This is a genomic window from Dyadobacter sp. BHUBP1 (genome assembly GCF_050587785.1).
Taxonomy (GTDB): domain Bacteria; phylum Bacteroidota; class Bacteroidia; order Cytophagales; family Spirosomataceae; genus Dyadobacter.
Window position 1 is genome coordinate 244366 of the sequence record NZ_JBOBIH010000003.1, and the last position, 18009, is coordinate 262374.

General features: G+C 48.9%; 19 protein-coding genes. 17 read left to right on the plus strand and 2 right to left on the minus strand.

Annotated features, from left to right (window positions below; genetic code table 11):
- Nucleotides 1–48: 48 nt before the first annotated feature.
- Entirely contained in the window at nt 49–2529 is a 2481-nt protein-coding gene (locus tag ACQ4MZ_RS13270; protein ID WP_430845560.1) for a PIG-L family deacetylase, read from the minus strand.
- Nucleotides 2530–2558: 29 nt separating this feature from the next.
- On the minus strand, nt 2559–3185 hold the full coding sequence (locus tag ACQ4MZ_RS13275) for a 4'-phosphopantetheinyl transferase family protein (protein ID WP_430845561.1): 627 nt from the start codon (nt 3183–3185) through the stop codon (nt 2559–2561).
- A 37-nt stretch (nt 3186–3222) separates the two neighbouring features.
- Here ACQ4MZ_RS13275 and ACQ4MZ_RS13280 point away from each other — a divergent pair, with 37 nt between their 5' ends.
- The 17 genes from ACQ4MZ_RS13280 to ACQ4MZ_RS13360 all read left to right on the plus strand — a co-directional run bounded on the left by ACQ4MZ_RS13280 (nt 3223) and on the right by ACQ4MZ_RS13360 (nt 17992).
- Complete coding sequence (locus ACQ4MZ_RS13280; RefSeq protein ID WP_430845562.1) at nt 3223–4929, plus strand: C45 family autoproteolytic acyltransferase/hydolase; 1707 nt, start codon at nt 3223–3225, stop codon at nt 4927–4929.
- Nucleotides 4930–4967: 38 nt separating this feature from the next.
- A complete protein-coding gene (locus tag ACQ4MZ_RS13285) occupies nt 4968–6218 on the plus strand; it encodes a phenylacetate--CoA ligase family protein (protein WP_430845563.1) in 1251 nt (416 codons plus the stop codon).
- A gap of 34 nt (nt 6219–6252) precedes the next feature.
- Nucleotides 6253–6867 (plus strand): hypothetical protein, encoded by a 615-nt coding sequence (locus ACQ4MZ_RS13290; RefSeq protein WP_430845564.1) that lies wholly within the window; start codon nt 6253–6255, stop codon nt 6865–6867.
- A gap of 27 nt (nt 6868–6894) precedes the next feature.
- Complete coding sequence (locus tag ACQ4MZ_RS13295; RefSeq protein ID WP_430845565.1) at nt 6895–7527, plus strand: hypothetical protein; 633 nt, start codon at nt 6895–6897, stop codon at nt 7525–7527.
- Between the two features lie 138 nt (nt 7528–7665).
- A complete protein-coding gene (locus ACQ4MZ_RS13300; protein WP_430845566.1) occupies nt 7666–8394 on the plus strand; it encodes a YdcF family protein in 729 nt (242 codons plus the stop codon).
- A gap of 8 nt (nt 8395–8402) precedes the next feature.
- Complete coding sequence (locus tag ACQ4MZ_RS13305) at nt 8403–9461, plus strand: methyltransferase (RefSeq protein ID WP_430845567.1); 1059 nt, start codon at nt 8403–8405, stop codon at nt 9459–9461.
- A 43-nt stretch (nt 9462–9504) separates the two neighbouring features.
- A complete protein-coding gene (locus ACQ4MZ_RS13310; protein ID WP_430845568.1) occupies nt 9505–9981 on the plus strand; it encodes a hypothetical protein in 477 nt (158 codons plus the stop codon).
- Between the two features lie 29 nt (nt 9982–10010).
- Complete coding sequence (locus ACQ4MZ_RS13315; protein ID WP_430845569.1) at nt 10011–10922, plus strand: hypothetical protein; 912 nt, start codon at nt 10011–10013, stop codon at nt 10920–10922.
- Entirely contained in the window at nt 10922–12064 is a 1143-nt protein-coding gene (locus ACQ4MZ_RS13320) for a beta-ketoacyl-ACP synthase III (RefSeq protein WP_430845570.1), read from the plus strand. Before ACQ4MZ_RS13315 ends, ACQ4MZ_RS13320 begins: the two co-directional genes overlap by 1 nt.
- A 24-nt stretch (nt 12065–12088) precedes the next feature.
- A complete protein-coding gene (locus ACQ4MZ_RS13325) occupies nt 12089–12487 on the plus strand; it encodes a hypothetical protein (RefSeq protein WP_430845571.1) in 399 nt (132 codons plus the stop codon).
- Nucleotides 12488–12491: 4 nt separating this feature from the next.
- Nucleotides 12492–13523 carry a BtrH N-terminal domain-containing protein gene (locus ACQ4MZ_RS13330; RefSeq protein ID WP_430845572.1) on the plus strand — a complete coding sequence of 344 codons (1032 nt, stop codon included), beginning with the start codon at nt 12492–12494 and terminating at the stop codon, nt 13521–13523.
- An 11-nt stretch (nt 13524–13534) separates the two neighbouring features.
- Nucleotides 13535–14284, plus strand: a complete 750-nt coding sequence (locus ACQ4MZ_RS13335) for an ABC transporter ATP-binding protein (protein ID WP_430845573.1) — start codon at nt 13535–13537, stop codon at nt 14282–14284.
- 5 nt (nt 14285–14289) lie between these two features.
- The gene (locus tag ACQ4MZ_RS13340; protein WP_430845574.1) at nt 14290–15567 is read left to right on the plus strand and encodes an ABC transporter permease; all 1278 of its coding nucleotides are present in this window, start codon (nt 14290–14292) and stop codon (nt 15565–15567) included.
- A 68-nt stretch (nt 15568–15635) separates the two neighbouring features.
- The gene (locus ACQ4MZ_RS13345) at nt 15636–15902 is read left to right on the plus strand and encodes a phosphopantetheine-binding protein (protein ID WP_106598059.1); all 267 of its coding nucleotides are present in this window, start codon (nt 15636–15638) and stop codon (nt 15900–15902) included.
- A 6-nt stretch (nt 15903–15908) separates the two neighbouring features.
- Nucleotides 15909–17105 (plus strand): beta-ketoacyl-[acyl-carrier-protein] synthase family protein, encoded by a 1197-nt coding sequence (locus ACQ4MZ_RS13350; protein WP_430845575.1) that lies wholly within the window; start codon nt 15909–15911, stop codon nt 17103–17105.
- A 241-nt stretch (nt 17106–17346) separates the two neighbouring features.
- Nucleotides 17347–17547, plus strand: a complete 201-nt coding sequence (locus ACQ4MZ_RS13355; protein WP_430845576.1) for a helix-turn-helix transcriptional regulator — start codon at nt 17347–17349, stop codon at nt 17545–17547.
- A gap of 4 nt (nt 17548–17551) precedes the next feature.
- Nucleotides 17552–17992 (plus strand): HipA domain-containing protein, encoded by a 441-nt coding sequence (locus ACQ4MZ_RS13360; protein WP_430845577.1) that lies wholly within the window; start codon nt 17552–17554, stop codon nt 17990–17992.
- Nucleotides 17993–18009 lie beyond the last annotated feature (17 nt).

Sequence of the window (18009 nt, forward strand, 5' to 3'; positions counted from 1 at the left end):
CTTGACTAATCCTGACCACACTTGACAACTCTTAACCAACGACGTTCATTACCTGGTGCTGCCAACTGAAATCATATTCGCGAACAGACGGTATGCCCCGGTTACGCCCGCCGGAAGCTCCCTGAAGAAGGAGAGGCCGGTGTAGATGTAGTGGCCCTTGCCGTATTGTGCGTAAAGCGTGCTGCCTTCGCGGGCAGGTTCGTTCTTATCGTGGGCTGAAAAAAGCGCCACGTAATTCTTCTTATCCCAATCCTGCGCGAAATAGAGCCCGCGCTCCTGGATCCAGCCATCGAAGTCCTTTTGGGTGATTTTATTGGGATGATTCAAAATGGGGTTTTCCGGTTGCAGAAACTGCATTTCCGCATCTTCCTCGGTCACCCGCTCGCGTCCTAATTCAATATTGTAAGGGCCGATTTGCTTCACCTTCTGTCCGCCCGGGATGGTGTACTGAACGACCATCGTTCCGCCATTTTTGACATAATCCATCAGTTTTGCTTGATAATTGTTCAGATATGCCTCGGTGTTGTATGCACGCACGCCTACGACAATCGCATCGTATGCGTTCAGATCTTTCGCCAGACCGGCCTCGTTGAGCATGGTTACCTGGCAATCCATCTGCCGTAATGCGGTGGGAACGTCGTCGCCCGCACCGGCAATGTAGCCTATGTTTTTAGCCGTGATTTTAACATCGATTTTCGCCAGCTTGGCTGCTGACTCCGGAAATAGCGTCTGGCTCGGAATGTGCTGGTAAGCGATGGTTTTAACTGATTTATCATAATTCTTGCCATCCACAATTGCCACTGCTTTGATCACCGCTTCCTGGTCACCGGCCGGCGGCGTGACGACGAACGAGAAATACTGCTGCTGGTATTTGTTGGTCAGGTTGAATTCAACCGATTCTGGACCGGCTTTCCAGCCTGCCGGAATTTCGGGTTTCAGGGTACCTTTTACATTGTTGCGCTGCGCTTCCACAACGATATTCACCGTTTTGGCCTCCATGGAAGGGAATATGAAAACAGGTTCGGTAATGGTGGTCGTCACGAGCGGCCGGATTTCAAACGGCCGGTAAATCTCGCCTTCCGCCGGATCGACCGATTTGTAAACCCATGGCCTTTCATATACAAATTCCTGTCCGCCGATTTCGAATTTGTAGCTCGTTTTCGTTTCCGGCCTGTTTTCGGGGTAGCCGATATCCTGCTGGTTGTCGATCTGGAAGATGCCGCGTTCGATCGGCTTTTCGAGCCAGTAGGGCTGGCTGATTTTTAAGTTGGCTGGGAGTAATGTCTTTTTGGGAAATGTATTCATATCGTTACTTCCCAAAGCCAGATTCAAAACGCTGTCGGCCGATTTACCCGTCCAACGCAGTGAAACCAGTTTCACAGGGTAATCCGACCGTTTTACGATGCCAATATTAATACGCGCTTCATCGCCTGCAACTCCTGAAAAGTCATTCGGATTTGTTTCAAACCAAAGCCCGACGCATTGCTGGATCAGGTCTTTTACTTCCTCTTTTTTGGTTTTGACATAGATATTGTCCGCATCCAGTTTGTCCAGCTCTGCGTTGATTTTCAAAAGCTCCGGAACAGAGGCTGATGGTTTATTTACCGAATAATTCTTAATCGCAGCGACAATCAGCGCATGCACTTTCTCGCTTCCTTTTACCCGTTTCCAGCTCACATCAATACCGTCAAAAAGGCCCTTTTGAGCAGGAGTACCCACTTTATGAAGGAAGTAATCGACGCGATCGCCCCGCTGCGGGGCGCTTCCGAAACCCTGGCTGCGGTGCTGGCTGCGGCTCAATGCGGCTATTTCCGTATACGATTTGCCTAAAACCGGGTTATAGCCGCCGATTTCAATGGAAATGAACGGGTTCTTCTCGTCGCTCGGTGCTTTGTTGGTAAAGCCGGGCGTGAAAGTATTCCAAACCAAGCGTTTGGTTTGCCAGGTTTTGACAAATTTTAGCTGATCGGGATAGGCTTTTGGATCGGCGGCGAGATTGAAACCTTCTTCGGCCAGGTATGCCGAGGTCTGATGGTGACCATGACCCGCACGCGGATCGGGCGGGAAGCGGGTTATGATTACATCGGGCTGGAATTTACGGATCATCCATACCACATCTCCAAGCACTTTGTCCCGGTCCCAGAAGTTGAGCGTTTCATCCCGCGTTTTGGAAAAACCAAAGTCGTATGCCCTGGAAAAGAACTGCTGCGCGCCATCGACGCGGCGGGCTGCCAGCAATTCCTGTGTGCGGATCACGCCGATATTGTAGCCCTGCTCGGAGCCGATCAAGTTCTGGCCGCCATCGCCGCGGGTAAGCGAGAGATAGCCCGTGCGCACGAGCTGATCCTTGGATAAATAGGAGAGCATGAGCGTGTTCTCATCGTCGGGGTGGGCCGCAATGTAGAGCACAGAGCCCAACACATCGAGTTTTTTAATGTTTTGAAAGATTTCGCTGGACGACAGGGCGGGTGTCTGCGCGAAAAGCCGGGTGGCCAACAGTACAAGTACGAGCGTAAAGAAACGATGCATAACGGGTTAAGGTGGTTGATTTGGGCTGGTTAAAGGGTCCAGGTCAGTACATAATCCTCAAATGTATCAAATTGAATCTGTATCGCTTTCGACAGATTATCTTTTTGCAGATTAACTTCAAATCGGCCGTTTTGGTTGCCGGAAAACGCCGGAATGATGATATGTTTTTTCAGGTCGATAGAAGCGTCGCCTGCGTACTTGAATACCGCTTCCTTGGCCGACCAGATCAAATGCATTTGCACATTATCTTCCAGATTGGCCCATTGCAGCTCCACATCATTTAAAAAGTAGAATGCGCCTTTTGAAATAGACGGCTTCAATTGCTGGATATCAACTCCGACCGGTGGACCCTCTCGCAGGTATACGCATACGTACTCGCCCGAATGCGACATGGAAATTTCAATTTCCGATCCAACAATGTGCGGCTTGCGTTCCTGGTCGTAGCCTATGACAGCACCGGTTCCCAGCATGTTCCTCACCAACACCCTGCAAGCCAGCCATTCCTGTTTTCGTTTCTCTTTTGAAATACCTTCCAGTACGGCCATTTCCGAAGCGGGTAGATCGAGCATAGTCTTCAAATCTTCCCACGGTTCCGCCATGTGCCAAAGCCCCAGCTTCGATACCGGTGAAATGGTTTTTATAGAAACGATACCCATTTATTGCTAATTTTGACATCAGATGCGGTGCCACAGTATGCGCCCGTCTGCTGATTTTATGTGGCCTAAAAACAAAGTCCTGCGTTCGGCGCTCAAAGCATTCTCCATCTTTCTTCTGATCATCGGAATACTATTCGGATTATTCATCTGGCGTATCCGTGTCCCGAAGCCGGAGCTTGAAAGTACTAAAACTGTCGAAAGTTACAAGCGTGAGAAAGTGGGCGAGAACCACTACCGGGTGGGTAACAACTGGTTACGGAAGAACGAGCACGGCATTTGGGAAATGTACCTGGAAGGCGCTCCGTACGAACGCGGGCTTATTTACGGCATCCTGGCCGAAGAGCTGATGGAAAAACAGGAGGTACATTTTGTGGGGCAGATCAAGGAAATGATCCCAAGCGCTATGTTCCTGCAAGTACTGAAAGGTTTTGTAGGTTGGTTCAACCGTGATATTTACAAATACATTCCTCTGGAAAACCAGCAGGAGATCTACGGTGTCTCTCAGTCATTTTCAGACCAGTTCAACTACATTGGTCCCAAATATTACCGGATTCTCAACTACCATGCCGCGCACGATATCGGCCACGCGCTCACGGATCTGAATATGGTTGGCTGCACGTCGTTCGCTGTCAACCATTCGCTTACCAAGGATTCTACGCTGCTCATTGCCCGTAATTTCGACTTTTATATGGGCGATGCATTTGCCGAGGATAAGCTCATTGTTTTCATGAACCCTGACAAGGGCTACAAATTTGCTTCGTACGCATGGGCGGGACTTACGGGCGTGGTTTCGGGGATTAATGAAAAGGGTATTACCGTCACATTAAATGCTTCCAAATCGGATATCCCATTTGCTGCGAAAGAGCCCATATCTATTCTGGCGAGGGAAATCCTGCAATATGCCGGCAGCATTGAAGAGGCCCGCAAAATCGCTTCGAAAAGCGAGACTTTCGTTTCCGAATCACTGTTGATCGGCTCAGCGGCGGACGATAAGGCGGTGATCATCGAAAAGTCGCCGCAGAAGATGGACGTGTACGATTCGGGTAAGGATGCGCTGGTTTGTGCAAACCACTACCAGAGCAATGCATTTATCAAGGATTCGGTGAATATCAACAATATCCGCGATACGGATTCGAAAGCACGTTTCGACAGGATGACGCAGCTGATGGGCCGTTCGTATCCGATGGACGTTAACCAGGCTGCTGCCATTCTGCGTGACCAGAAGGGTGTCGATGACAAATTTATCGGTTATGGTAATTCCAAGTTACTGAATCAGCTCATCGCCCACCACGGGATTGTTTTCAAACCTGCCAGAAAGGAGTTCTGGATTTCGGCGCCGCCCTACCAGCTAGGGGAGTTCGTAGGATACGATTTGAATCGCATTTTTGCGCAAAAAGGTCATTTTCAATCGTTTGATTCGCTGGATATCGACCGCGATCCGTTCCTGGAATCGGCGGACTATAAAAAGTTTGAGGCATTTAAATCAGTGAGACAGAAAATCACTAAATATATGATGCTGGATACGCCGCTTTCGTTGACGCCGCAGGACGAGAAGAATTTCATCGCGAACAATGCGCAGAGTTACCTCCCGTATTTTTTTCTCGGCGAGTATCATCAGAAAAAAGGTGATTTCAGCAAAGCGATCGGTTATTACGAGCAGGCTTTGAAACACGAAGTTTCGTCCTTGAACGAGGAGAAATCGATCCGGGAGCGGATAGCCGAAAGCAAGCTGGGCAAGCGTTAATGCCTGATTCAGATTTTCCATACCAACCTTTGATTGCCATGAGTCCCGAAACACAGCAGCCCGCATTGCAGCAGCTCTTGCTGCACGTGTCCAACTATTCGAACTATTATAAGCGCCTGTTTCGCGAAAAGAATATCAATGTCGACGCGATCAGAACAGTGGCCGACTTGGCGCAGCTGCCGTTTACGACCAAAGACGATCTCGCACAATATAACGACGACTTCCTGTGTGTGCCCAAAAGCCGCATTACCGATTTTGTGACCACTTCGGGCACGCTCAGCGATCCGGTGGCATTCTACCTGACCGATTCGGACGTGGAAAGGCTGGCGACCAACGAGTCAGAGTCATTCCGTTGCGCTGGTGGCACGGAAAACGATATTTACCAGCTGATGACGACCATCGACCGCCGTTTTATGGCCGGGCTTGCCTACTGGATGGGCGCGCGCAAAATGGGCGCGGGAATGATCCGCGTAGGGCCAGGAGCGCCATTTCTGCAATGGGAGTCGATCCAGCGGTTTTCGCCGACGGTAATCATCGCTATCCCTTCATTTATTCCCCGCCTGATCGACTACGCCGTAGCCAATGATATTGACTATGCCGCATCGAGCATTAAATCCATTATCTGCATTGGAGAACCGATCCGTAACCCGGATTTTTCTTTGAATGAACTGGGCAAGCGCATTACCTCGCAGTGGGATGTGAAACTGTATTCAACCTACGCTTCCACGGAGATGGGCGCTGCGTTTACCGAATGCGGTGAAGGCAAAGGCGGGCATTTGAACCCGGACCTGCTGATCCTGGAAGTGGTCGATGAAGAAGGTAATACAGTGGAAAACGGCGAGCTTGGCGAGGTGGTCGTGACGACGCTGGGTGTGGAGGGTATGCCACTGCTGCGTTACAAAACCGGCGATCTTTGTAATGTCTATTATGAGCCTTGCGCGTGTGGGCGCACAAGCCCGCGCCTGGGTCCGGTGGTCGGGCGCAAGCAGCAGATGATCAAGTTCAAGGGTACGACCATATTCCCACCGGCATTGTTTGACGTGCTGGATGCGGTGAAAGAAATCGATTTGTACCAGGTGGTCGTATCTAAAAACGAGTTCGGGAACGACGAGATTACCGTGGTGCTTCCGATGCAGTTGCAGACGTCCGCATTCAAGGAAACCATGCATTCGTTGTTCAAATCCAGGCTCCGCGTATCGCCCGCATTAACTTTCGTAACCGCTGAAGAACTAACTTTCCGGATCTACAAACAGGAGAAACGCAAACCTGAAAAATTGATCTATATTTGACCCCTCTGTGACCATTAAAGATAAAGTTACTACTATGAAAAAGTTCATTTATGCGTCAGCCATAGCGATTTCGTTCCTCGCAGGGGACGCAGCCCTCGCCCAGCGCGTCGATCTCCGTTCCGGTGATGTAAGCGTGTTGTCGGGCCAGAAAACCGTCAATGTAGAGTACGATTATTCGGAGTTTGGAGTAGGTAAATTCGCCACTGAGCAAGAGTACCTTGATAAAAAATCAGCCGAGTACAATGCTAAGGAAGCCGGTAAAGGCGATGCCTGGAAAAAGGCCTGGGTCGAAGACCGCAAGGCACGTTACGAGCCCAAGTTCGAGGAGTTGTTCAACAAAGGCATGGCAGACAAAGGTCTGACGGCTGTTACCGCCCGCCCGGACGCACAGTACACCCTCATTGTAAAAACCAAATTTGTGGAGCCCGGTTTCAACGTAGGTGTGATGCGCAAGAATGCCTATGTCGATTTTGAAATAGACCTGGTCGAATCAGCCAACAAATCCAATAAAGTTGCTGAAATTGGAATGAGAAATGTTCCGGGCGGCCAGTTCGGTGGTTTTGACTTCGATACCGGCGTCCGCATTGCTGAATCTTATGCGAAAGCAGGCAAGTCCCTGGCGGCATTTTTGGATAAAAAACTGAAATAAACCAACCGTTCCCAATTACTCAGAGTTATGAAAAAGTTATTACTGATCGCATTCGTGTTGTTCAACGCCGCTGTTGCCCAGGCGGATAACACCATGGCTGACCTCTTCGCTGGTAAAACCAAACTGGTTTTCCTGGGCCTTGATTTTACGCAAGCCAAATACATCGGTAAAGCAGGTTTCATGGACGCGCAGGCGATTCAGAACCAGCATATTGTAAGCTGGAACAACCTGATCGAGCTTGAACCTAAGAAATTTTCCCTGCAGAAAGCATTCAATCTGAAGGACGACCAGTATAAATCGAAAGTGGAGGATATGGTCGCGTTGAACAAATCAGTGAACGTAGAGAAGAACATTACCGACGACGAGTACAGCATCACCGAAGATCAGGTAAAAAAATCCGTTGCCAAATATTCGTTGAGCGAAAAGGATGGCGTTGGTATAGTTTATGTTGTGGAAAGCCTCAATAAAAACGCAGAGAAACTGGTGGCTTGGGTTACATTCATCGACCTGGGCACTAAGAAGGTGATCCACACCGAAAAAGTCGAAGGTAAGGCAGGGGGTTTCGGTTTCCGTAATTACTGGGCCGGCGGTGTTTACAAGATTAATCAGGAGATCGATAAGAGCCTTTACAAAAAGTGGAGCAAGTCGTTCAAGGCTTAAAAAGTGAATAGATTTGTTTATTTTTAGAGCTCAGATTAATTACCGATACCATATCATATCTTTTGTAAGCTGTGATCTGTTTGCCTGAGTCTGGTGAACGTTCACAGCTTACTGTTTAAAAACCGTCAACCCCTTATCGTGCGCATAGCCAACTCGTTTTTCCTGGTGCTCCTATGTCTGCTGTTTACAAGCTGCGGTAAAATGCTCTACCGTTCGGCGGCAAAAGCTTTCACGAAAGGGGCCAAGGAAGCTCCCTATGATGCGATTATCGTTCCGGGTTTTCCCTACAATGGCGACAAGTGGGACATGGTGCTGCAACTTCGCATTCATTGGGCCCATTATCTGTATTCGAAAGGTTATACCAAAAATATCATCTTTTCGGGCGGGGCTGTGGCTACTCCTTATATTGAGAGCCGCGTAATGGCCAACTACGCCGAAGCGCTGGGTGTTCCCCGCGAGCATCTGTTTACCGAAGAAAAGGCAGAGCACAGCACGGAGAATGTATATTATTCCTACCGCCTTGCAAAAGACTTGGGCTTTTCGAAAATTGCGCTTTCCACCGATCCCATCCAGACGAGTTATATGAGAAAGTTCATCAAAAAGTATGAGCTTCCGATAGGCCTGCTGCCGACGGTGATCGACACGGTCAAAACTTTAAATGTATACGAGCCCAAGGCCGACCATAGCAATGCAATCATGAAGGAAGGCTTTGTGAAACTATCGGATAAGGAAGGTTTTTTCAAACGCTTCCGCGGTACGATGGGCAAGTACATTGTGTGGCATGAAGAGGATCTGAAAAAAGCAAAATACAGAAGGAGATACAAGGATCGGATGATACCCTCTTCCGAACAATCAGGGAACAATTAAAGCGTACAATGAAAAAAGAATTGTCGGCTATTGAAGCCAAGTATGAAGCACAGAAGATCGCGTTTGGCCCGATGTACTTCCAGTCGGTGGTGGCCCTCAGGGATCTGGGCATTTTGCAGTACATCAGCGAAAACCGCAAGGGAGTAAGCATTGCCAACATTATCGAAAATGTGAATGTCTCGGAATACGGTGTGACCCTCTTGCTGGAAGCGGCGGAAATTCTGGGCGTGGTGGAAATAGAGAATGATGTTGTCAGGATCAGTAAAATAGGTTTCTTCCTCTTGAAGGACGAAATGACGCGCGTCAACATGAATTTCATGAAAGACGTGTGCTACCTGGGCGCGAGCCACATGACCGAAAGCATCGTCAACGGCAAGCCCGAAGGCCTTAAAGAGCTTGGTAACTGGCCGACGATCTACGAAGGACTCTCGATATTGCCCGAGCCCGCTAAAACTTCATGGTTCGAGTTCGACCATTATTATTCCGACAATGCATTTCCCGACGCGCTGAAAATCGTCTTCGCCAAAAAGCCTAAAATGCTTTTCGATATCGGCGGCAACACGGGGAAATGGTCGTTTGCATGCTGTGACCATGATGCGGATGTGAGGATTAAAATACTCGATCTGCCGGTGCAGCTCAATGTGGCGCGCGCGAACGCCGCCGAGCGCGGCCTGCTCGACCGGATCGATTTCCATGCGATCAACCTGCTGGATACCACGCAAAAAATACCGCAAGGAGCCGATGTGATTTGGATGAGCCAGTTTCTCGATTGCTTTTCAAAAGAACAGATCGTGGCGATATTGGAGAACGCCTTTCAGGCAGCTTCTGAAAACACCACCGTGTATATTCTGGAACCATTTTTTGATAACCAGAATTATCCTGCTGCACATTATAGCCTGGTGGCGACATCTTTGTATTTCACCATCATGGCCAATGGAAATAGCAAGATGTACAGGATCGGTGTGATGAAGGAGCTGGTATGCCAGGCTGGGTTTGAAGTTGTTAATACTTATCCGCTGATTGGCGACAGTTATCACACGATTCTGGAATGCAGGAAAAAGGCCTGATGCCCGATCGTTTTAGATCCCGAATGCGTAAATATCGATTGTTATGAAGCGAATGGTAGCGGTTTGCCTTGTTTTGCTTGCGGCTGTTACAGCCCATGCGCAGATCGACAAGGGAGTTTATTACAAAGCATTGTCCAGCGGAGAGGAAGCGTCCATCGATAAGGTACTCGCGAAGCTGGAAGGTGAAAAGTCGTCGTCAAAGGTGAATGCTTACAAAGGGGCATTGACGATGAAAAAGGCCGGTTTCGTAAAAGGGGTAGGAGGCAAGGTGAAGACCTTCAAAAAAGGGGCCAGTTTGCTCGAAGACGAGATCAAAAGCAATCCTGGCAATACCGAGTTCCGTTTCCTGCGCCTGGCGGTACAGGAGCATGCGCCCGGGATTTTGAAATATAATAAGGAAATAGATGCAGATAAACAGGCCGTCGTTTCGGGCTACGACAAGCTCGATACCGACCTTAAAAACGTCATCGCCGATTATGCGAAGGATTCGAAGGTGTTGAAAGAATCGGATCTCAAATAGGAATGCATTAACAGGATTTTTGCCGATCAATGAAAAATATACTAGTTGTAAACTACTCTCAGTCAGGTCAGTTGAATGAAATTATCGAACAGTTCCTGAAACCGTTCGAGCCTGAAACAGTAGAGCGATTAGAGATTTTCCCGGCCAAACCCTTTGTATTCCCCTGGACTTCAGACGAGTTTTTCGACAAAATGCCGGAATGCGTGCAAGAAGACCCGATCGAGCTCCAACCGCTTCATTTCGGTGCCGAGCGTTACGATTTAATCGTGTTGGGTTACCAGCCGTGGTTCCTGTCGCCGTCGCTGCCGATAACATCGTTGCTGCACGACCCCGGCTTTAAAGCCAGGGTCAGGGACACGCCCATCGTGACGGTGATAGGTGGGCGGAATATGTGGCTCAACTCGCAGGAAAGCATTAAGCAGCTGATCGCCGACGCGGGCGGGAAGCTGGTAGGGAATATTCCGCTGATGGACCGTGTTTCGAACCTTGTCAGCGCGGTAACCATTTTGCACTGGATGCTTACCGGCCGGAAAGACCGCAAGTGGGGCATTTTCCCCAAACCGGGCGTGAGCGATGAGGACATACAAGGCGCCTCCCGTTTCGGAGCGATCGTCAAAAAGGCATACGACAACCGGGAGTATGCCGGTTTACAGAAAGAAATCATGGCCACAGGCCTTATTAACATACCCACGGATATTCTGTTTATCGAGGGGCGGGCCAAGAAGCTGTTCAGGATCTGGGCAAAGTTGATCAAAACGAAGGGGACCACGCCTGAAAAGCGGAAAAGGCTGGTTGGTTTTTTCAAATATTACCTGCTCGTTGCGCTTTTTATGGTAGCGCCGGTGCTGGTCACGGTTTACCGGTTACTGATCGCCCCGTTCACCGCCAATGCGATTAAGAAGAAAAAAGAATACTTTTGTGGTGTAGAAACCAAATCATAATGTCAGAAGCATATATTACAAGGATTGCCAAGTTTTTACCGAATGAGTCCGTTTCCAATGAGGAAATGGAAGAATACTTAGGATACATCAACGGAAAACCTTCCAAATCAAAAGCCATTGTTTTGCGCAATAACGGTATTAAAAACCGGTATTATGCATTGCGCAAAGACGGAACGCCTACGCACACCAATGCGGAAATGGCGGCCCTTGCCATTAAAGACCTGTTCAGGAATAATCCGGGCGAGATCGGCCAGATGGATTTGCTAAGCTGCGCCACGTCCAGCCCCGACCAACTGATGCCTTCGCACGGCTCGATGGTACACGGTAACCTGCCCGAAGCGGCATCCATAGAAGTAGTATCGCCCTCGGGCGTTTGCTGCGCAGGGATGCATGCATTCAAATACGCGTACATGGCGGTGAAGCTGGGCGAAAAACAAAAAGCGGTTTCCTGTGCTTCGGAACGGCTTTCGACGGTGCTTCGCGCCGACCAGTTCGAAGACGAAGTGCAGCAGTTGGTAAAGCTCGAAAAGAACCCTTACCTCGCATTTGAAAAGGACTTTTTGCGCTGGATGCTCTCCGACGGTGCGGGTGCATTCCTCGTAGAGCCGACCCCGAATAAAGAAGGAATCTCCCTGAAAATCGATTGGATTGAAGGTTGCTCTTATGCCAACGAGATCGAGGCCTGTATGTATATGGGTGCCGAGAAGCTCGAAGACGGCACTTTGAAAAGCTATAAGGATTACACTGCCGAGGAAATCAAGGAGCAATCTATATTCAGTATCAAGCAGGATGTGAAGCTTTTAGGTGAAAAAATTGTTAAATTAGGTTTCGCCAAGCTCAAAGATATTCTGGTTAAAAAAGGAATAACTATGGACGATGTGAGCTATTTCCTGCCGCATTTGTCAAGCTATTTCTTCGAAAGCAAAATCGACGAATTTTTCAAAGAGAACGGTATGCCGGTGGCCAAAGAAAAATGGTACACCAACCTCGTCACCAAAGGCAATGTAGGCGCGGCCTCCATTTATATGATGCTCGAAGAGGTGTTCAACAGCGGGGCTTTGAAAAAGGGCGAGAAAATATTGCTGGCAGTGCCGGAAAGTTCGCGCTTTTCGTACATGTTCTGCCTGCTCACTGTGTGCTGAAACCATACAAAAGCTGCCCATACCATGAAAAAGGAAGACCTGCCGCAAGACCCCGGCGCGCTCGACAAATTTACCCGGGAAGTATGCTACGTCAAAAATGAGGACGGTAAGTACGAAACCGCGTTGAGTAAAGGATGGGATGTGAAAAAACAGGCGCTCGACAGCGCGTGGGAAGAGGTGAACGAGCGGGTGGAAGAGGCGCGCAGGGCAGTAGCCAACGGTGAAAAAAGCCCGGTATACTATTTTATGGAACTTCGCCTGATGGATTTGCCGGTTCTGTCGGGTTACACGGGGATCTTCCCCTTTTTTATCAAACGGCATTTCAAACCATCCGTTTTTAAAGGTCTCAGCGAGCGAAAACTGGAAAAATATGCCAGGGCTTTCGATATCACTGTGGACGAGTTGAAAAATTTTAAAGGTTGAACCAGTGAATATTGACAGTCAAACGGATGAGTTCCATCACGTCCAGACAGCTCATTGCGAAAACGGGGTTACCACGGCATTGCTGAGGTATCATGGCCTGGATTTCATGACCGAGCCGTTGGCGTTCGGTATGGGCTCGGGCTTGTTTTATATACAAATACCTTTCCTGACGGTCAATAACGGCCCGGCCATCTCATTTCGGACCATGCCCGGGGCGATCTTCAAACGCACCTGCAAGTCGCTGGGCGTAGAGGTAACCCGCAAGAAATTCTCAAATCCTGCGGCGGCCGAGGCGTTTCTGGATAAGAAAGTAAAGGAAGGCGTGCCGGTTGGCTGTCAGGTGGGCGTTTTTCACCTGACTTACTTTCCTAAAGAATACCGCTTCCATTTCAACGCACATAACCTCATTGTTTTCGGCGAAGAAAATGGCCGCTACCTGGTCAGCGACCCGGTTATGGAAGATGTGACCTCTCTTTCCAAAGAAGAACTCTCGCGTGTACGTTTTGCGCAGGGCCCGCTCGCGCCCAAGGGACATATTTACTTTCCGGAGAAAATAAAACCCATTACCCAGGACATGATCCGCAAAGGCATCGTGACCGGGATTCGCCGTAATGTGCGGGATATGCTGAGCATTCCCGGCAATTTCGCGGGGGTGAACGGGATCAGGCACACTTCCAACCACGTCCGTAAATGGCGCGACAAGCTCGGTTTACGTAAAGCGAGCCTTTACTTAGGCCAGATCGTGCGCATGCAGGAGGAAATCGGTACAGGCGGCGGAGGCTTTCGTTTCCTTTACGGTGCATTCCTGGAAGAGGCCGCAGCCTACTTGCAGGACGACCGCGTGGCCAATGTTTCGGAAGATTTTACCAAGGCCGGCGATATGTGGCGTGCAAGTGCCATTAAAATGGCGGGCGTGTACAAAGGCCGCCTGACCGAACAGAAAGACTTCGAAGAAATTGCCGATATGATGCTGGAAATCCGTCTGGTGGAGAAGGAGGCATTTCAGAAGCTTTCCAGCCTGAAACTGGGTAAATAGTGCGGATGGGTATGGCGGGTCAGGTGTGTATTGCGATCAGGGGCGTGTATAAGCGTTATAAATCCGCCCAGGAGGATAGCTTGTCCGACGTTTCGCTGGACATCATGCAATCGGACGTATTTGGTTTACTGGGCCCGAATGGAGCCGGTAAGACGACGCTGATCTCCATTCTTTGTGGCATTATCCCCGTTTCTTCCGGCCAAGTGCAGTTTCTAAACAACGGCAGGCCATATTCCGATGCTGAGAGAAAGAGCCGGATCGGTTTCGTGCCTCAGGAATATGCATTTTACCAGGAACTGACCCCGCGCCAGAACCTCGATTACTTCGGCGCAATGTATAATCTTCCCAAAAGGAAACTGGAAGTGCGCCGCGAGCATTTGCTGCAAGTATTAGGCCTTGAAAAAGCGGCCGATAAGAAGGTCGGGACATTCTCTGGCGGCATGAAACGGCGTGTGAACCTGGCGATCGGCATTATTCATGAGCCGGATATCCTTTTTCTCGACGAGCCGACGGTAGGTGTGGACGTGCAGAGCCGGAATGCGATTATCCGTTATTTACAGCAGATCAACCACGCTGGGACGACCATCATCTATACTTCGCACCATATGTCGGAAGCAGAAGAGTTTTGCAAGAATATCGCGCTGATCGACCATGGAAAGGTCATTGCGACAGGAGGCTTGCAGCATTTGAAAACCGCGCACGAGGTGCCCAACCTGCAAACATTGTTCATTAATCTGACTGGCGAGGCATACCGCGATTAAAGCCTATGTTTAAGTTATACGCATCATTACGCAAAGAACTGCTACTGCTTATCAATGACAAGGTAGGGCTGGCTTTGATGTTTCTGATGCCTTTACTGCTGGTTTTTATCATCACCATCATTCAGGATAGTGCTTATAAAATGGTGAATGAGAACCAGATTCCGCTTCTGGTGGTCAACCATGACGATGGTAAAGAGGGAAAGAAACTGGTCGAGTTGCTGACAAAATCCGGGCTGTTTAAGATCGATTCGCAGGATGCGCTCCCGCAGGAATCGTTGAAGTCGGAATTATTGTCCAGGGGGAAAATGATCGCATTGTACATTCCTGCTACGTTTTCGGCCGGGCTAGAAAGCAATGCTGAAGATGTAAGTACCATTTTGATGGACGATCTGGGCCTTGAACGCGACACGACGGCCCGGGAGAAGGTGTCAATGCCCAGGCTTTCCTTTTATAACGACCCGGTTTTGCAGGAAAATTACAGCTACTCGGTCATGAGCGTGATCCAGTCCTATATGAGCGTGATCGAAAACTCGCTGATGATCGACCGCATGTATGCCAACATGGATATTGCCGAAAGATCTGCTAAGCTGAAAGATAAGATGATTTCCAACCGCGTGGGCATCGACCAGATCGTCGCGCGTAACAATAATTCCACTGCCATTCCCAATTCCACCCAGCATAATGTGCCTGCCTGGACCATTTTTGCCATGTTTTTCATGGTAGTCTCTTTGGGCAGTAACATTGTGAAAGAGCGCATTAACGGCAGTTTTCTCAGGTTGAAAACCATGCCGACTACATTCATGGTGGTGATGTTTAGTAAAATGGCCATTTACGTGATCGTAGCCGCATTGCAGGTCGCACTCACATTCTCCATGGGCGTATGGATTTTACCCAAATTAGGTTTGCCCAAACTTAGCGTGCCGGATAATATCATTGCGACTATCGCCGTGATTTTCATCAGCAGTATGGCGGCCGTGAGTTACGCTTTAATGATCGGCGCATTTGCCAAAACCGAGCAGCAGGCTAATGGGTTTGGCGCCATATCTATTATCATTTTCGGGGCGATAGGAGGGATACTGGTGCCAACGTTCGTGATGCCGGGTTTCATGCAGTTTTTCAGCAACTTTTCACCGTTGCACTGGTGCCTGGAAGGCTTTTATGTATTGTTTCTCAAAGGCGGCAGCTGGCAGGATCTGCGGACGGTGTTCGCTTTTCTGGGCATTTTTATAGTGTTTTGTCAATTGGGCACATATTTTAAGCTGCGGTTGGAAAGAATTATTTAAGTTTGAAATTCCCCGGGCCGGTTCGCAGGCTGTAACCGGTGATTACTAGAAGAGATTAACAAATCAATATGGACATAGAAAGCTTGAAGCCCATTCTGAAAGGGCAAATTGTACAATACCTGAACCTGCTCGACATCAATCCTGCCGATATCAAAGACGACGAACCGCTTTTTGGCGGTGATCTGGGCCTGGACTCGATCGACTCTCTCGAGCTGGTGGTGCTGCTCGAAAGAGAATATGGTATCAAAATCAATAACCCGGCCGAGGGGCGCAAGATCCTGGTCGATGTAAACCACATGGCCGAGTATATTCTCGCGCACACAAAAGCCGCTTAATTTTCAATGGGAAGGGTGTTGGTGACTGGTATGGGCATGATTTCGGCCATTGGCAACAATGTAGCGGAGAATCATGAGAGCTTGCGCGGTGGGCGTTCGGGGATCGGTAAGGTTGCTTTTTTCGAATCCTTGTACGCTTCACAGCTGCCTTTTGGCGAGGTCAAGCTCAGCAACGGGGAGCTCAAAACATTACAGCAACTCGAAACTTCCAACGGTTACACGCGCACGTGCCTGCTGGCCGACAAAGCTTTCAGCGAAGCCATTGCCGATGCCGCGTTGACGCCGGGACAGCTTTCTTCGCTTGACACGGCATTGATTTCCGCCAGTACCGTAGGCGGCATGTGCCTCACCGACCAGCTTTACGAGGATGCCAACCATAAATCGGAAGGCTCTGAATACCTGGAATCTTACGGATGCTCGGCGCATACGCTGAAGCTCATCAAACGCTATCGTATCAAAGGTTTTACCGATACCATTAACACGGCCTGTTCGTCGTCCGCCAATGCGATTATGCTAGGCGCGCGGCTGATCCGTTCGGGCAGGGTGAAGAGGGCGATCGTAGGCGGCGTGGATAGTCTGGCCAAATACACGGTCAACGGTTTCAATGCATTAAAAATATTGTCTGAATCGCCTTGTAAGCCATTCGATGTGAACCGCGACGGCCTGAACCTGGGCGAAGGCGCAGCTTATCTGGTACTGGAAGCCGAAGAACTGGCGGCAGGGAAGAAGGCATATGCGGAAGTGGCAGGTTTCGGTAATGCGAATGATGCGCATCATCCTTCGGCAATGTCTGATGAAGCGACCGGAGCGATCCGCTGCATGCGCGAAGCGATACGGTCGGCGGGGATTGCTCCTTCTCAAATTGGGTACGTCAATGCCCATGGAACCGGTACACAGAACAACGATCAGGTCGAATTCTTCGGAATAGGGGCGTTATTTGACAGGATGCCTCCTTACAGCTCCACGAAATCATTTACGGGGCACACCCTGGGTGCAGCGGGTGCAGTGGAGGCTATTTTCAGCATTTTGAGTATTATCCATTCGGAATTGTTTCCAAGTTTGAATGTCAGTGAGCCTATTAATGGTACGAACACTGCGCCTGTTTCTGCATGGAAAAGCAACTACGATTTGAAATATGTCCTTTCCAATTCGTTCGGTTTTGGGGGTAATTGCACCTCGCTGGTTTTTGCGGGTGTAAACTAGATATCGGCATTTATAAGCCAAACAGGTAGCCCTGAATAATTTTTTCGTGCGGGGATCTTATCAATTATTAATCCACTTAATAGACCTGAAACAGACGACGGCCGTGACGTTACACAGCCCATTTATTTAAGCTTGACATTAAATCCCGATCGGGTATAAAATAATTAACAAAAATAAGTTTTGTACCCGATATGGTATAATATCTCAATATTTGTTATTTTTATATCATAAAGGGTATAAAATGTCTAATTTCTCAATATTTCTGAAAGAAAGGCGAAAGGCTGTCGGATTGACGCAAGAGGAGCTCGCTTCCAAAGCCGGAGTTGGTTTACGCTTTATCCGTGATTTAGAACAAGGTAAGAAAACACTTCGGTTGGATAAGGTTAACCAAGTACTGTCATTATTTGGTAAAGAAGTAGGGGTGGTTGATTTCAACTCTTAAAGTCATGGTCAAGCAAGCGTACGTTTATTACAGGGAAAGCCTGGCAGGTTACCTTGAAGAAACAGACGAAGGTTATACGTTTACCTACGATGAGGATTATCTTGAGTCCGATCACGCTATGAACTTTTCCTTGACTCATAATACGGATCACACTATTTCTCTTTCACCAGCTTATGACCTGGTTAATGTAAATCTGGTATTTCCAGATGACGCAGACGAGTTGGCGCTCACCTTGAATGGCAGAAACAGAAAAATCGCTAAACCAGATTTTGACAATTTCGCCACGGGGCTCAACTTGCCGGAAAGGGCGGTTCTTAATATTTACGCGAAGTTTGCGGGTGCGGGCGGGAAAGTGAAGGAAGTGATAGAGTCTTCGTTCCTGCCGCAGGATTGGAAGAAGCGATACGTAGAAATTTGGGATAAAAAGCTGCGTATTTTGCTTTGACGTGATCTTGAGGTATG

Coding starts and splice junctions, on each gene's coding strand:
- ACQ4MZ_RS13270 (WP_430845560.1), bottom strand. CDS start 2,529: ATGCATCGTTTCTTTACGCTCGTACTTGTACTGTTGGCCACCCGGCTT.
- ACQ4MZ_RS13355 (WP_430845576.1), top strand. CDS start 17,347: ATGTCTAATTTCTCAATATTTCTGAAAGAAAGGCGAAAGGCTGTCGGA.
- ACQ4MZ_RS13325 (WP_430845571.1), top strand. CDS start 12,089: ATGAAAAAGGAAGACCTGCCGCAAGACCCCGGCGCGCTCGACAAATTT.
- ACQ4MZ_RS13350 (WP_430845575.1), top strand. CDS start 15,909: ATGGGAAGGGTGTTGGTGACTGGTATGGGCATGATTTCGGCCATTGGC.
- ACQ4MZ_RS13335 (WP_430845573.1), top strand. CDS start 13,535: ATGGCGGGTCAGGTGTGTATTGCGATCAGGGGCGTGTATAAGCGTTAT.
- ACQ4MZ_RS13285 (WP_430845563.1), top strand. CDS start 4,968: ATGAGTCCCGAAACACAGCAGCCCGCATTGCAGCAGCTCTTGCTGCAC.
- ACQ4MZ_RS13290 (WP_430845564.1), top strand. CDS start 6,253: ATGAAAAAGTTCATTTATGCGTCAGCCATAGCGATTTCGTTCCTCGCA.
- ACQ4MZ_RS13345 (WP_106598059.1), top strand. CDS start 15,636: ATGGACATAGAAAGCTTGAAGCCCATTCTGAAAGGGCAAATTGTACAA.
- ACQ4MZ_RS13295 (WP_430845565.1), top strand. CDS start 6,895: ATGAAAAAGTTATTACTGATCGCATTCGTGTTGTTCAACGCCGCTGTT.
- ACQ4MZ_RS13360 (WP_430845577.1), top strand. CDS start 17,552: ATGGTCAAGCAAGCGTACGTTTATTACAGGGAAAGCCTGGCAGGTTAC.
- ACQ4MZ_RS13280 (WP_430845562.1), top strand. CDS start 3,223: ATGCGCCCGTCTGCTGATTTTATGTGGCCTAAAAACAAAGTCCTGCGT.
- ACQ4MZ_RS13275 (WP_430845561.1), bottom strand. CDS start 3,185: ATGGGTATCGTTTCTATAAAAACCATTTCACCGGTATCGAAGCTGGGG.
- ACQ4MZ_RS13340 (WP_430845574.1), top strand. CDS start 14,290: ATGTTTAAGTTATACGCATCATTACGCAAAGAACTGCTACTGCTTATC.
- ACQ4MZ_RS13310 (WP_430845568.1), top strand. CDS start 9,505: ATGAAGCGAATGGTAGCGGTTTGCCTTGTTTTGCTTGCGGCTGTTACA.
- ACQ4MZ_RS13305 (WP_430845567.1), top strand. CDS start 8,403: ATGAAAAAAGAATTGTCGGCTATTGAAGCCAAGTATGAAGCACAGAAG.
- ACQ4MZ_RS13315 (WP_430845569.1), top strand. CDS start 10,011: ATGAAAAATATACTAGTTGTAAACTACTCTCAGTCAGGTCAGTTGAAT.
- ACQ4MZ_RS13320 (WP_430845570.1), top strand. CDS start 10,922: ATGTCAGAAGCATATATTACAAGGATTGCCAAGTTTTTACCGAATGAG.